Source organism: Pedobacter sp. A2324, from assembly GCF_059693705.1.
On the sequence record NZ_JCASSK010000002.1, the window covers coordinates 395,522 to 409,709 of the forward strand.

11 protein-coding genes are annotated in these 14,188 nt (G+C 38.0%); 8 read left to right on the forward strand and 3 right to left on the reverse strand.

The genetic code is table 11. The features are described 5' to 3' along the window. Positions 1–18: 18 nt before the first annotated feature. Positions 19–894, forward strand: coding sequence for a glycosyltransferase family 2 protein (locus tag AC570I_RS06730; RefSeq protein WP_497404860.1), 876 nt, complete (start codon positions 19–21; stop codon positions 892–894). Positions 895–903: 9 nt separating this feature from the next. Beyond that, positions 904–1,959 (forward strand): glycosyltransferase family 4 protein, encoded by a 1,056-nt coding sequence (locus AC570I_RS06735; protein WP_497404861.1) that lies wholly within the window; start codon positions 904–906, stop codon positions 1,957–1,959. Here AC570I_RS06735 and AC570I_RS06740 read toward each other — a convergent pair. Beyond that, positions 1,935–3,122, reverse strand: coding sequence for a glycosyltransferase family 87 protein (locus AC570I_RS06740; protein ID WP_497404862.1), 1,188 nt, complete (start codon positions 3,120–3,122; stop codon positions 1,935–1,937). The genes AC570I_RS06735 and AC570I_RS06740 overlap by 25 nt on opposite strands. 169 nt (positions 3,123–3,291) lie before the next feature. Here AC570I_RS06740 and AC570I_RS06745 point away from each other — a divergent pair, with 169 nt between their 5' ends. Continuing rightward, the gene (locus tag AC570I_RS06745; protein WP_497404863.1) at positions 3,292–5,124 is read left to right on the forward strand and encodes an ABC transporter ATP-binding protein; all 1,833 of its coding nucleotides are present in this window, start codon (positions 3,292–3,294) and stop codon (positions 5,122–5,124) included. On the opposite strand, the gene AC570I_RS06750 is transcribed toward AC570I_RS06745, so the two are convergent. Continuing rightward, positions 5,114–6,358, reverse strand: a complete 1,245-nt coding sequence (locus AC570I_RS06750; protein ID WP_497404864.1) for a glycosyltransferase family 4 protein — start codon at positions 6,356–6,358, stop codon at positions 5,114–5,116. The genes AC570I_RS06745 and AC570I_RS06750 overlap by 11 nt on opposite strands. 97 nt (positions 6,359–6,455) lie before the next feature. Between AC570I_RS06750 and AC570I_RS06755 the strand changes: the two genes are divergently transcribed. From AC570I_RS06755 to AC570I_RS06775, 5 genes are read left to right on the forward strand one after another with little or no spacing between them, the layout of a single operon-like run. After that, entirely contained in the window at positions 6,456–7,262 is an 807-nt protein-coding gene (locus AC570I_RS06755; RefSeq protein ID WP_497404865.1) for a DUF5672 family protein, read from the forward strand. A 6-nt stretch (positions 7,263–7,268) separates the two neighbouring features. Then, positions 7,269–8,198, forward strand: coding sequence for a glycosyltransferase (locus AC570I_RS06760; protein WP_497404866.1), 930 nt, complete (start codon positions 7,269–7,271; stop codon positions 8,196–8,198). Between the two features lie 7 nt (positions 8,199–8,205). Next, a complete protein-coding gene (locus tag AC570I_RS06765) occupies positions 8,206–8,937 on the forward strand; it encodes a glycosyltransferase family 2 protein (protein WP_497404867.1) in 732 nt (243 codons plus the stop codon). 3 nt (positions 8,938–8,940) lie between these two features. Further along, on the forward strand, positions 8,941–9,951 hold the full coding sequence (locus tag AC570I_RS06770) for a hypothetical protein (RefSeq protein ID WP_497404868.1): 1,011 nt from the start codon (positions 8,941–8,943) through the stop codon (positions 9,949–9,951). Continuing rightward, positions 9,951–11,024, forward strand: coding sequence for an acyltransferase family protein (locus tag AC570I_RS06775; RefSeq protein WP_497404869.1), 1,074 nt, complete (start codon positions 9,951–9,953; stop codon positions 11,022–11,024). Before AC570I_RS06770 ends, AC570I_RS06775 begins: the two co-directional genes overlap by 1 nt. Before the next feature lie 94 nt (positions 11,025–11,118). On the opposite strand, the gene infB is transcribed toward AC570I_RS06775, so the two are convergent. Beyond that, a complete protein-coding gene (gene infB / locus AC570I_RS06780; RefSeq protein WP_497404870.1) occupies positions 11,119–14,163 on the reverse strand; it encodes a translation initiation factor IF-2 in 3,045 nt (1,014 codons plus the stop codon). Positions 14,164–14,188: the final 25 nt, after the last annotated feature.

The following is a 14,188-nucleotide window of genomic DNA, read 5'->3' on the forward strand; positions in this document are numbered from 1 at the left end:
CATCCATTTTAATCATCAATGAAAGTTACAGGCTTTACTTTTCTGAGAAATGCAATTGTAAATGACTATCCAGCTAGAGAGGCCATACTTTCAGTATTGCCTTTATGTGATGACTTTGTTGTTGCCCTTGGCAATTCTTCAGATGCAACGTCGGAAATGGTAAAAAACATTAGCCCAAAGATCAGAACCATTGATACGATCTGGGATGAGCGCATCAGAGAGGGCGGGCGTGTTTTTGCTGAAGAGACGAATAAGGCTATTGCAGAAATATCAAAGGATACAGACTGGATGATTTACATCCAGGGTGATGAAGCTATTCATGAAGGCTATCTTCCACTTATTAAAAAGGAAATGGAGCTGGAGCTGAAAAATGATAAAATTGAAGCTTTATTGCTAAAATACAAACACTTCTACGGTTCATACGATTACGTTGCCGAATCGCGTAGCTGGTACCGGAGAGAAATCCGTATTGTTAAAAATTTGAAGGGCGTTTCATCCTATAAAGATGCACAAGGATTTCGTATAAATGGCAGAAAGCTTAACGTTAAGCTAATTGATGCCTACGTTTTTCATTACGGATGGGTTAAACCACCTGCAGGACTGGTAAGGAAAGGTGTAAACTTCAACTTATTTTATGACAAAAATGCGCTGGAGAGAGAAGTTCCTGCAACGGCAGAATTTGATTATGGCAATGCCGATAACCTTAAACGCTTTAATGGCACACATCCAAAAGTGATGCTGAATAGAATAAATGCAGTAAACTGGAAATTCAGCTACGACCTTACAAAAGTTAAGAGCACCCATTCGCTTCGCGTTAGGCTTTTAAACAAAATCCTAAAATACACCGGCATCAGAATTGGAGAATACAAAAATTATAAGATTGTTTCCAGATAAAATATTGATATGAAAATTGTTTTTGACTGTGAACGGATGAAGTATCCATTTACGGGACTTTTTGAATATTGCCACAAATTGGGTATAGCTTTAAGAGCAAAGGGCAAACCTGATAATGAGGTAGTGCTTTATTTGCAGCAAAAAGACCAGCATTATTTTGATAATGGTTTCACATTCATCAATCAGAAAAGCTTGCATAAACTTATATTTCCCTCTTTTAACAAAGAGATTAAACTATGGCACACAGCGCACCAAACATCATGGTATGTACCACCGGCCGGACGCAAGGTCGTACGGGTAATTACCGTCCACGATTTAAATTTTGTTTATGAGGAAGAATCAGAAAGTAAACGCAAAAAAAAACTAAAAAAACACCAGCAAACAATTGACAAAGCCGACCATATCATCGCCATATCCGAATTTACTAAACAAGATATTTTAAAACATTTAAAAGTAAACAAACCCATATCGGTTATTTATAATGGCTGCGACTTTGAGGTATACCCGGATTTTGATACTCCGGTTCTTCGTCCTCAAAAGCAGTTTATTTTTGCCATAGGTACGGTGATTCCTAAAAAGAACTTTCATACCCTGCCGTGTTTACTGGTTGGCAACGAACTTGAGCTAGTGATAGCTGGAAAAGAAAACTCAGATTATGTGAAAGAAATTCTGGATGAGGCAAAAAACCACGGCGTTGAAACTCGTGTGCACATAACCGGCCCAATAACTAAGGAGGACAAATACTGGTATTACAAAAATTGTACTGCATTTGCATTTCCGTCGCTGGCAGAAGGTTTTGGAATTCCGGTTATCGAGGCGATGAACTTCGGTAAGCCGGTATTCTTATCTACCCGCACTTCACTCCCTGAAATAGGTGGCGAGCATGCTTATTATTTTGAAAACTTCGATCCTAAGTATATGCAAAATGTTTTTGCAAAAGGAATGGAGCATTATCTCAGTACAGATCCTGCGGATAAAATCAGAGCACATGCTCAAAAATTCAGCTGGAAAAAGTGCGCTGAAGCGCACTGGCAACTTTATCATTCACTAACTGGCGAAATTTGATCACTTTCACCTTGTTTTTTGAAATTCACCGTTAACATTTGATAAATTATGGTGAACCAAATGATAGCACATGGTAATGCTTTCAGTGAATAAATCCTGATAAAATACCTGACATCTCTGGGGATAATGTCTGTTGGGGATAAACTGGTGACCACAAAAGCGAAAATTAACAGGGACACTACAAACCAATTTTTCTTCGGTTGCAACATAAACCATATAGCGATGCCAACAAATGCAATGATGTAAGTAGGAGATTCCGAGCCGGTGCTGAAAATAACCGTAAAAATTAATGTTGATGCAAGAAGCATCAACCGGAAGCCAACTTCCTTATACTGGTTTATCCTGATGTAGGGTAAAAGGAATAATAGAAGGCCACCCAGTAACATCGGTCCGTTAGGAATTTCCTTATTATGAGCGACCCGCCTAACCAGGCCCATTAATGAAATATCCTGAAATGAGTCTAGCGTAGTATTGCTATCATTCTTTTCAACCAAAGATCTGTACCAGTCTTGATAGGTATGTAATATATATTGCGGAGAAGAAAACAACATGGGCACCAGAAAGAGTATAGCTAGACAAACCAGTCCATATAAAATAAACCGCAGCTTATCTTTTGTAAAAAAGAAAAAAGCAAGCGCTACAATTCCGTACAGTTTCACCATTGTACCAAATGCAATGAAAAACGCTGATTTGAAATTTTCGTTTTTGATGATGTAGGAGAAACTTAGCAGTATTGTACCTGTTAATGCCACATTAAACTGATAGCTAAAAAGAGCTGTTAACGCTTCATGCGCACAGATATAGCCAATAATAATTTTTGTGTTTTTATTTAGTGGCAGGCTAAAAATTCCCCAAAGCAGTACAATGACATTTGCAACATTCCATAAAACCGTTCCCGCGCAATCGGGTAAAATAGCAAACGGAGCAATAAAAAGAGCGAATGCCGGACCGTAATGGTTGCAATCAAAATAAGGGTTTAGCGGTGAATTTACATATAGTGGCTTTAAATCTATCAGGTGCCAGAAGGTATATTTAAATATAAGGTAGTTATTAAAAGAATGATGTAGGTATTGTTTTAATGCGGCAACTATGGCCAGCAGAATATATAAACCGTAAACAATTTTCTGATTTAAAAAAATACTCCAACGCAATTTGTTCAACATATACAGTTAATTATTAGCCCTGCAAAGAAAGAATTATTTTTCAACTTATTATTTCAACTGAAGCAATAATACATTAGAAATCATCCAAATGTCGATTTCGAGCCATTGCTTTGCAGCGGTTATTAAATAACCTGCCTAAATGCTTAACTTTGGCGTTTAAACATTTTTGATGAAAATATATTTTCGGTTATTATCTTTTGCCAAGCCAATAGAAAAGTTTGCAATTCCATACGTAATCGCAACGCTGTTGTCGATCTTATTTGGCACGCTTAATCTAGCACTTTTGTCTCCGCTGTTTGAAACACTTCTGAATACGAACAAGGGTCAAAAGAAGGAATCATTGATGGATAAAGCATCCTCATCTTTTGATATATTAGGCCAATTTAGACAAACGGTAAATCAATATAGCGCAACTCATGGTCTTGAAAAAACCTTGGGTTTGGTTTGTGTAGTAATCATTGCATCAGTATTACTGTCAAACTTATTCAGGTATTTTTCACAACGGTACATGGAAGATTTACGCGTTCATACACTCTTAAACCTTCGTAAAACGGTGTTTAACAATGTAATGAACATGCATGTTGGTTTTTTTAATAATGAACGTAAGGGGGATATTATCTCAAAAGTAGCATCTGATGTACAGGTTGTTCAGTTTACTGTGACGAACACCTTACAGGTCGTTTTTAAAGAGCCTGTAACTTTGATTGTTTACATATTTTTTCTATTTAACATATCAGTGAAGTTAACCTTATTCTCTTTATTGGTGATACCAGTTTCCGGGTTCATTATTAGCAAGATTGTAAAAAGGTTAAAACAACAGGCTAAAGAATCTCACGAGTCATTCGCCAAAATGATAGGCTTTTTGGATGAATCTTTAAGTGGTATCAAAATCATAAAGGCTTTTAATTCAACAGAACGGATTAAAGAAAAGTTTAATAAGGAAAATATTTACTATTCCAACCTAACGAGAAAAATGACCCGCCGTCAGCAGCTCGGTTCCCCTGTTTCCGAGTTTCTAGGTGTACTAATGGTTTCGGCAATAGTGTGGTACGGCGGTTCACTTATCATCAACAAAGAAGCTAATGCTTTGGCTGCAGCAGACTTTATTGCTTACATAGCTATTTTCTCTCAGGTGATGCGGCCTGCAAAAGCATTAACTGATTCATTCAGTGGCATCCACTCAGGCATTGCCGCAGGAGAGCGCGTACTAGACTTAATTGACACCAAACCTCAACTGGTGAATGCCGCTGATGCGAAACCTTTAAGCGGCTTTAATAATGCAATAAAATTTGAGAATGTTTCTTTCAACTATGGCGAAAAACAAATTCTGAATAACATCAATTTCGATGTCGAAAAAGGCAAAACCATTGCTTTGGTCGGTCCCTCTGGTGGCGGAAAAAGCACTTTGATGGATCTGATCCCACGCTTCCATGATCCTAAATCAGGAAGTATTAAAATTGATGGTTTTGATTACAAGAACTTAACTGTAGAAAGCATCCGCGCACAAATGGGGATCGTGAATCAGGAATCTTTCTTATTTAACGATACAATCTTTAATAACATTGCTTTTGCGAAACCTGATGCAACAGAAGAAGAAGTAATCGCTGCTGCAAAAATCGCGAATGCACATGAGTTCATTCAGAATACCGAAAACGGGTACCAGTCGTTTGTAGGTGACCGCGGCAACAGGTTGTCAGGAGGCCAGAAACAACGTGTATGTATTGCAAGGGCAGTATTGGCAAATCCGCCAATTATGTTGCTCGATGAAGCTACCTCTGCATTGGATACCGAATCTGAAAAACTAGTACAGGAGGCATTAAATAACCTGATGAAAAACCGTACTTCAATTGTTATTGCCCACCGACTGAGCACCATTCAGCACGCTGATCAAATCGTTGTTATAGATAAAGGAAGTGTTGTTGAAACAGGCAACCATAGTGAATTGATGAGTCAGAACGGCCTTTATAAAAGGTTAATTGATATGCAGGCTTTTAACGATTAGTTTCCGAGGAAACATAATCAACTGCTTTACTCACTTTATCAATTACCACATCCCAGTTATAATTCTCTACAACATATTTTTTTGCATTGCTTTTTAGCAATGCAAAATCGGTTGCCGGACTCGTTAATTTATCGAGTGCCTTTTTAAAAGTTTGGCCGTCCGAAAACAGGTACCCTCCGCCACTTTGTTCAATATGGTCTCTTAACACTTCACTAAAATCATTGGCAATAACCGGAATCCCTGCCATCATGCTTTCCAATGTAACTAATGATAAACTTTCATAAAATGAAGGAATAATTAATGCCTTGGCATATTGCAATAAGCCCCCTTTTAATTCCTCACTTACAAAACCCTGAGGCAAGATATCGTTGTGCGTTGGGATCTCCATGAACGGCTGACCCACTAAAAAAAGCTTCAAATTACTAGTATCAGTTTTTTTATATTCAATAAAATACTCAAACAAAATATCACATCCTTTTGCCGGATCGATTCTACCGATATAAATGATGTATGGATCCATTTTGGGTACTATATTCGGCCTTGCATAATAAACTGGCTCATCAATTCCTACGCCCACTACGTCACTGTAAATTCCCTTATTATGGAAAAGCTGATTGACGAAATTTTGCTCAGCTTTGGTATTGTATAAAATTGCTTTAGGCAGCTTAAAAAAGGATTTAAAATTAGGGAAATAGATCGGTGGCTCATCGTGGGCAGTCGGTATTAATATAGATCTCTCCGATGCAGCCTTTAACCCATAAAAAGTAGGATAATACAGATAGGTAAAGAAAATAACGGCGTCATAGTACTGCTTATTGTGTTGTAGAAAATCAATAAGTGAAGGCGTATATGGTCCTTGGTGTTTCGCCCATTCATTCCCAAGCTCTTCGAGATTATCGTTTAAATTAAATAGTGTTTCTACAAAAGAAAGAATTCCGAACAGTTGCAGACTTTTATGGAAAAAGGTTTTTTTTCTCAGCCTCCGTTCAATAGATTGAGTCTTTTTTTTGTTTCGCTCTTGTGCAACTTCAAATCGCCTTACTTTAACCCCATTGACACTTGAAACACCAGGTTGATATTCGTTCCGCCATGTGGTATAATCCTTGGCACATGAAGTAATCACTTCCAGATCAAATAAAGGATTAAGCTTTTCTGCCAGTATTCTACAATGATATTCTGCACCTCCATTAACCTCTAAACCATATCTTTGTACAACAATTGCGATTTTTTTCATAAATTTTCTATTCCTGCAAAGTTATATTTAATCCATTAGTTAATATAACTTTGGAATCTTATTAACAAACCTGTTTAGGCATTATTTCACCAATAGAATGAAAAAAAGTGTTACTGTAGTTATTCCTATATACAAACCTTCGCTGAGTGAAATGGAAATCATCTCGCTCAACCAGTGCTTTAAAGTACTTGGCGAATATAATATTGTTGCGGTAAAGCCCCTGTCACTAGATTTAAAAAACTATAAGTATCCATTTAACACCGTTTACAGCTTCGATGATGTATATTTTAAAAACATTGCCGGATATAACAGATTGATGTTGGCATCGATATTCTACGAGAAATTTCTTGCCAATGATTTTATCTTAATCTACCAGCCTGATGCTTTTGTATTCAAAGATGAGTTGCAACAGTGGTGCGAGACAGGTTATGATTATATTGGTGCTCCCTGGTTAAGAGAAGCAGACTATCCAGATTTATTCAAAAAACTAAAGAATCAGTTTAAGGCTTATTTTCACATTAAGTATGATGTAAAACAAAAAAGGACTGGTATCCCCAGTGACTTACAGTTTGAAAATAAAGTGGGTAACGGCGGATTTTCGCTTAGGAACACCAAAAAGTTCTTTGATTTATGCCAGTCAAAGCAGCAATTGATTGCTGATTATACTGCTCAAAACTTTCACCGTTTCAACGAGGACGCCTTCTGGAGTATAGCGGTAAACCGAAAATCAGAACAGTTAAAAATCCCAAACTATAAAAAAGCAGCTCTTTTTTCTATTGAAAGCCATGGTGAATATGCATTAGAATTAACCAAAGGGGTACTTCCATTCGGTTGTCATGCCTGGGATAAGAACCTTGAGTTTTGGCAGCCAATATTTAAATCACAAGGAATTGAAATAAAATAAATCACCATGTCTGAAACATTACGACCACTTATTTCAGTAGCACTGTGTACTTTTAATGGAGAGAAACACATCACAGAACAACTTGAGAGTATTCTCTCACAAAGCTACGAATCTATTGAAATCATTATTTGTGATGATCAATCTACTGACGGTACTTTTGAAATTCTCAAGCGTTATGCGTCGAATTATCCTATCATTTCGCTGTACCAGAATGATCAAAACCTTGGCTTTGTTAAAAACTTCGAGCAGGCTATTTCCCGGTGTACGGGTGACTACATCGCACTCTCTGATCAGGATGATTTTTGGATGATAGAAAAATTAACCACACTAATTACTCAGATTGGTGATTCTGACATGATCTACCATGACTCAAACCTGATAGACAAGCAGGGAAAATTAATCCCACATGTAAAAATGAGCGATCATTACCGCTCATATGATGGAACATCCAACCTTCCTTTTCTTATTTCTAATTGTGTAGCAGGCCATGCAATGCTTTTTAAAAGCACTTTAATATCAGTTATTTTACCTTTCAAAAGTGAATTTTATCACGATTGGTGGATTACCTTTGTTGCGATAACCATTGGAAAGATAAAGGCTATCCCTGATATCCTGGTTAATTACAGGCAGCATGACTTAGCTATTACAGATACGCTTAACTTGAAAAAACAGGATGATAGCACTGGGAACAAGGGTTTTTTGAACTACAACTTAAACTGGATAAATTATTGTTCAGGTTTTAGCTTGAATAACAGAAATCAAAAGGAGATTCGGAAGATCTATGATTATCTGGTAGCATATCAAGAGGGGCTTAGGGGATTCAGGCTATTTTTCTTCCTATTGAGATACTATCACATCCTGTTCTATTTTCATTTGAAAGGAAAGAATAAATTAAGTCAATTAAATACAATAAGAAAAATTTGTTTTAATAATTAAAAGCACTATGAAAGTAAGTTTTGTAATACTCAGTTGGAATAGATACAAATTTCTGGATGAATGTTTATCGGCATTATTGCCATCAATCAAAAACAACACTGAAACTGAAGTGATTGTAATGGATAATGGCTCAACAGACAACACTCATGTTGTTCTGGATAAATACAGCTCAAATCCGCTTGTTAAAATTGTAAGAAGAAAAAAAAATCACGGACTAAATGCCTACAAGCGCCTTTTTGGGATGGCAAAAGGTGAATATATTATTATTGTAGATGATGATGTACTGACCTTTCCACCTGCAGTTGAAGAAATATTCATTGATTATTTGAAAGCATTTCCTGATTATGGTTTTCTTGCATTAAATGTCGTTCAAAATGAGTTTACACTAGGCGCTAAACCTCCAATTGACAATTACGTTGAAGAAATTAGGGGTGAAAAAGTAATAGAAAAAGGACCTACAGGTGGTTGGTGTGCTTGCTTCGAAAAGAAAAACTATAATAAAATAAAGCTCAGGTTTTTACTGAATGATTTAAATATGGCTAAAGGAGAAGACGGGCTACTGGTTAACTTGTTCAGCAGAAAGCTTAAGCTTAAATCAGGATTGATCAAAAACCATTACTGCCTCCACGCTTGTGGTCCGCATTATGCAAAGGTTTACGGTCATATGGATAGAGAGTTAGAAAAATATGAAAATGCTGGACTGCATTCAATTGTTGAGGAATATAAAAACTACAAATAAGGGATGATCGTATTAGAAAAAGGGGCGAAAATTTACATTCAATGTCCCGCCGCAATGGCAACGGGTGGCCCGGAGGCTTTACACCAGCTGGGACATTATTTGATTAAAAATGGCTTTGATGCGCAAATGTCATATATCCCACCCAATCATCCTAATCCTATCCATCCTCAGTATGAAGCATACTCAGTACCTTATACTAAAGAGGTGGACAACAATGCTAAAAACGTGATGATCCTGGCTGAATCTAATTTATATCCTATTTATCAGAAACCATATTCGAAGATCAGAAAAGCAATCTGGTGGTTAAGTGTAACTTACTATTGGGAAGGCCTAAAACCCTGGAAGGAAAAAATAAAAAAGAAACGTTTCTATGCTTTAAAGTCTTTGATTAATCCACATATAAATCCGCCTCTACCTACTTTAGAGCGGCTTAGAAAGCTCCCTCTGGATCATATCCGGCATTCCTTCTACTCCGAAGTTTTATTAAAAGAAAACAATATCCGCATAACAGGTAAAATTTCTGACTATATGAACCAGGCATTCATCAATGAGATAGATGATAATTGTATTAAAGAAGATATTATTCTATACAATCCAAAAAAGAATGATGTTTTTTTGGATGATTTAATTAAACAAACGCCACAACTCAGTTGGGTAGCAGTCCAGGGACTTCTAGCATCAGAAGTGGCTGCGCTAATGAATAAAAGTAAATTGTATATCGACTTTGGTTTTCACCCCGGCAAAGAGCGAATGCCAAGGGAGGCCTGCCTGATGAATTGTTGTATGATCATTGGAAAAAATGGGTCTGCAGCTTATCGGGAAGATATGCCTATCCCTGATGAATATCGTTTTAATAAAGACGTAAGCTTATATCCCGACATTACTAATCTCATATCCGATTGCCTGGCAAACTACCCGGTCAGGATTAAAGATTTTGCAAAATATAAAGAAGAGCTTTTAATAGAGGAAGCAGTATTTAATAAGGATATCAAAGCTATATTTAAGCACAAATAATGACTGAGCCGAAAAAACATATCAATTACAGCTTTATCGATAACCTGAGGTTTATATCCATGTTTGGGATTGTGATGGAGCATTCTACCCTTTTCTGGAACAGGTACTTCACAGATTTTGACGATCAGCTCGCACAAACGTTAAGCATTCAGGTTTTTAAGTTTGGAACCATTATATTTTTTATTCTATCAGGTTTCCTGATTGGCGATAAATTTACAAAATATAACTCTTGGGATTACCTTAAACGTAGATTTGACAATACATTCAAACCATGGTTATTCTGGTGTTTCATCATGTTATGCCTAACTTATATCAGCTGGTACTTCAAGTACGTAAAATCGGGTAACATGGAATTATTAATCAATCCTGCCGACAAGTTTTTCGAAAACATTTATCACATTACTTTGGATACGAGTTACTGGTTTATCGTAAATTTTATGATCTGCATCGCCGTTTTGTTAACGTTCAGAAAATACCTTTACTCGAATGTTTTTGGTGCTATTCTGGGTCTATTATCATTGTTTTACGCTCTAAATCTTTATATACAGATTATTCCCACCGCACATACAACAGCCGTATTAGGATTTGTATTTTACCTTTGGTTAGGATTTAAGTTGAACATCCACTTTGAAAAATTTTGTAACTGGGTTGAAAAAATAAAGGGATGGCAGATTGTACTGGCGCTTGTTGCATCTTTCATCTTATCATGTACAGAAACCATAAATCTGATGAACATACTGCCTAAAGATCCGTTTAATACCCTCAGATTGTCAAATATTATTTATTCATTAATCAGCTTTATATTCCTGTTTAAATACTGCAATTTTAGCTTCATTAAAAAACTAAAACCGAGAGATACAACCTTTGGAATTTATCTTACACACCAGCTTTTAATCTTTTACCTTTTACCGATGATTTTTGAACCTCTACATATTTCCAATGATCAGAAGTCAACAAGAGTGCTTATTATCCTTCAGATCGTGAGATTTGCAATTGTTTATCCGACATCATATCTGCTCACCATTGTAATTTCCAAAGCTCCAAAGAAAATGCGGTGGATAATCGGGCAGTAAGTACGATTAAAACAGGGCAATGTTGCAATCATACAAAACAAAAAAAGGCCTCAATAAATTGAGGCCTTAAATATTTATATTGCTTTTAGCTGAACTACAACTTTCTCGCTACTTCTACCTGTTCGTAAGCTTCAACGATATCGCCAACTTCAATGTTATTAAAGTTCTGAATGTTTAAACCACACTCGTAACCTTTATTAACTTCTTTAACGTCGTCTTTAAAGCGTTTTAATGATGCCAGTTCACCTGTGTAAACAACTACACCATCTCTAACAATACGGATTTTGCTGTTACGGGTAATCTTACCATCCAATACCATACAACCTGCGATGGTACCCACTTTGGTAATTTTGAATGTCTCACGGATTTCAACATTAGCCACAATTTTCTCTTCGAACTCAGGATCCAACATACCCTCCATTGCCGATTTAATCTCGTTGATTGCATCGTAAATGATAGAATATAAACGGATGTCGATTTGCTCTGCTTCTGCAAGTTTACGTGCACCTGTCGACGGACGAACCTGGAAACCAATGATGATCGCATCTGAAGCCGACGCTAACAATACGTCAGATTCTGAAATCTGACCAACACCTTTACTGATGATATTGATTTGGATCTGCTCAGTCGATAATTTCAGCAATGAATCGGCTAATGCTTCAATAGAACCATCCACATCACCTTTAACGATGATGTTAAGCTCTTTAAAGTTACCAATTGCCAAACGACGACCGATCTCATCAAGCGTGATGTGTTTCTGCGTACGCAAGCCCTGCTCACGTTGCAATTGCATACGTTTGTTTGCAATATCACGTGCTTCAGTTTCGCTTTCCAGTGCATTGAAACGATCACCTGCTGTAGGCGCTCCCTGCATACCCAATACCTGTACCGGCTGTGATGGACCTGCCGACTCTACTTTAGCTCCACGCTCATTGGTTAATGCTTTAACACGACCACTGTAACTTCCTGCAAGAATTGGATCTCCAACCCTCAACGTACCAGCCTGAACCAGTACTGTAGTTACAATACCACGACCTTTATCTAGTGCCGATTCAATTACAGTACCTGTAGCCCTCTTATTCGGATTAGCTTTAAGTTCTAATAATTCAGCTTCTAATAATACCTTATCTAAAAGCAAATCGACATTTAAACCGCTTTTGCTTGAGATCTCCTGTGACTGATATTTACCACCCCAATCTTCAACCAGAATATTCATTGCTGATAACTGCTCACGCACCTTATCTGCATTTGCACCTGGCTTATCTACTTTCGTGAAAGCAAATACTAAAGGTACACCTGCCGCTTGTGCGTGGTTTATCGCCTCTTTTGTCTGAGGCATCACCGCATCATCCGCAGCAATTACAATAATTGCAATATCTGCTGCCTTAGCACCACGGGCACGCATCGCTGTAAAGGCTTCGTGACCTGGTGTATCTAAGAAAGTTACTTTTTTCCCGGTTGGTGTAGTTACCATGTATGCACCAATGTGCTGTGTAATACCACCCGCTTCACCTGCAACGACATTCGCTTTACGAATATAATCCAGTAATGAAGTTTTACCGTGATCGACGTGACCCATAATCGTTACAACCGGAGCTCTTTCGATTAAGTCTGCCTCGTTATCTTCTTCTTCAATTACATTTTCCTCATCTTCATCAGGCTTAACAAACTGAATTTCGTAACCAAACTCATCAGCAACGATAGTTAAAGTTTCAGCATCTAAACGCTGATTAATGGAAACGAACATACCAAGACTCATACAAGTACCAATGATTTTGGTAACCGGTACATCCATCATGCTCGCTAACTCATTAGCAGTAACAAATTCTGTTACCTTTAATATTTTCGATTGGGATTCAAGCTCGTTTGCTGCCTCTTCTGCATTGAAAGCTACATCATCACGTTTCTGACGACGTAATTTAGCACGCTGAGCAAATTTACCAGATTTACCTGCTCCACTTAAGCGGGCAAGGGTTGCCTTGATCTGATCTTGAATTTCTTTCTCTGTAGGTTCTTCTTTTGGTCCGCTTGGGGTAGCGTTCCTGTTTTGGAAACCAGGTCTGTTATTATTTCTGTTGCCCTGATAACCTGGACCACCTTGTCCCGCCGGACGGTTGCCTTGATAAGGAGTACCCCCTGGTCTGTTGCCCTGATAAGGCTGACGAGGTTGTCCTGGCGCTCCACCCTGGCCCTGACCTGCTGGGTTTTGACCCGGCTGGCCCTGACCACCCTGTTGTCCGGGTTGGCCTGGTGCTCCTGGCGTTTTTTTACGTTTACGCTTACGTTTAGCAGCCTCACTATCACTAGACGACGCTACCGGGTTACTTCTTCTATCAGGAGTAGTAGGTAAAGTAATCTTTCCAATGATATTTGGACCACTTAATTTTACCGTTCTCGCCTTAATTACTTCCGGCTCTGCATTTGCTGGTTTTTGTTCAGCTTTTGGCTGCTCAACAGGTTTAGCAGGTTCCGGTGTTTTAGCAACAGGTGCCGGTGCAGGAACTTCTTCTTTTTTAACTTCCACTGGTTTTTCTTCCACCTTCGGCTGTTCTACCGGTTTTACTGACTCTTCTACTTTAGCTACCGGTGTTGGTGCCGGAGCAGATGGTGCTGGCGCAGTCTCCTCTTTTTTAACAGGACGTGTTTTAGAGTTAAGGTCGTTTAAATCGATCTTACCTACAATTTTTACTCCTGGTAAACCACTGTCATCAGATTTGTCTTCCGCTTTTGAAGCTGCAACAGGCTCTGCTGCCGCAGGCGCTGGTGTTTCTACTTTCGGTGCCGGTGTTTCGGCAACTTTTGATTTCTCCGCCGGTGCTGTAAATGACTGAGCATTTTTTATTAAAATCTCATCACTTTTTTCAAAGTCGGTATTTTTCTTCGGCGCTTCTACTGGCTTTTCAGTCTCAGGCTCGTCACGACGTATTTTACCAATCACTATTTGTTTGGCTTCTTCTCTTACGATCTTATCTCCCTGATACTCTTTCAACAAGGCACTGTACATGTCTGGCGTAAGTTTAAACATAGGGCTCTTCTCGGCAGAGAATCCCTTTTTGTTTAAAAACTCAACGGCCGTACCCATGCCTATATTAAGTTCTTTAATAGCTTTAATTAAAATGATTGGTTTGTCGTCTGACATCTAGCTCCTTTTATTTTTTAATATA

What these genes read in the sequence shown, in the direction of transcription:
- AC570I_RS06765 (WP_497404867.1), top strand. Translation starts at nt 8,206, where the DNA reads ATGAAAGTAAGTTTTGTAATACTCAGTTGGAATAGATACAAATTTCTG.
- AC570I_RS06770 (WP_497404868.1), top strand. Translation starts at nt 8,941, where the DNA reads ATGATCGTATTAGAAAAAGGGGCGAAAATTTACATTCAATGTCCCGCC.
- AC570I_RS06735 (WP_497404861.1), top strand. Translation starts at nt 904, where the DNA reads ATGAAAATTGTTTTTGACTGTGAACGGATGAAGTATCCATTTACGGGA.
- AC570I_RS06730 (WP_497404860.1), top strand. Translation starts at nt 19, where the DNA reads ATGAAAGTTACAGGCTTTACTTTTCTGAGAAATGCAATTGTAAATGAC.
- AC570I_RS06745 (WP_497404863.1), top strand. Translation starts at nt 3,292, where the DNA reads ATGAAAATATATTTTCGGTTATTATCTTTTGCCAAGCCAATAGAAAAG.
- AC570I_RS06760 (WP_497404866.1), top strand. Translation starts at nt 7,269, where the DNA reads ATGTCTGAAACATTACGACCACTTATTTCAGTAGCACTGTGTACTTTT.
- infB (WP_497404870.1), bottom strand. Translation starts at nt 14,163, where the DNA reads ATGTCAGACGACAAACCAATCATTTTAATTAAAGCTATTAAAGAACTT.
- AC570I_RS06740 (WP_497404862.1), bottom strand. Translation starts at nt 3,122, where the DNA reads ATGTTGAACAAATTGCGTTGGAGTATTTTTTTAAATCAGAAAATTGTT.
- AC570I_RS06750 (WP_497404864.1), bottom strand. Translation starts at nt 6,358, where the DNA reads ATGAAAAAAATCGCAATTGTTGTACAAAGATATGGTTTAGAGGTTAAT.
- AC570I_RS06755 (WP_497404865.1), top strand. Translation starts at nt 6,456, where the DNA reads ATGAAAAAAAGTGTTACTGTAGTTATTCCTATATACAAACCTTCGCTG.
- AC570I_RS06775 (WP_497404869.1), top strand. Translation starts at nt 9,951, where the DNA reads ATGACTGAGCCGAAAAAACATATCAATTACAGCTTTATCGATAACCTG.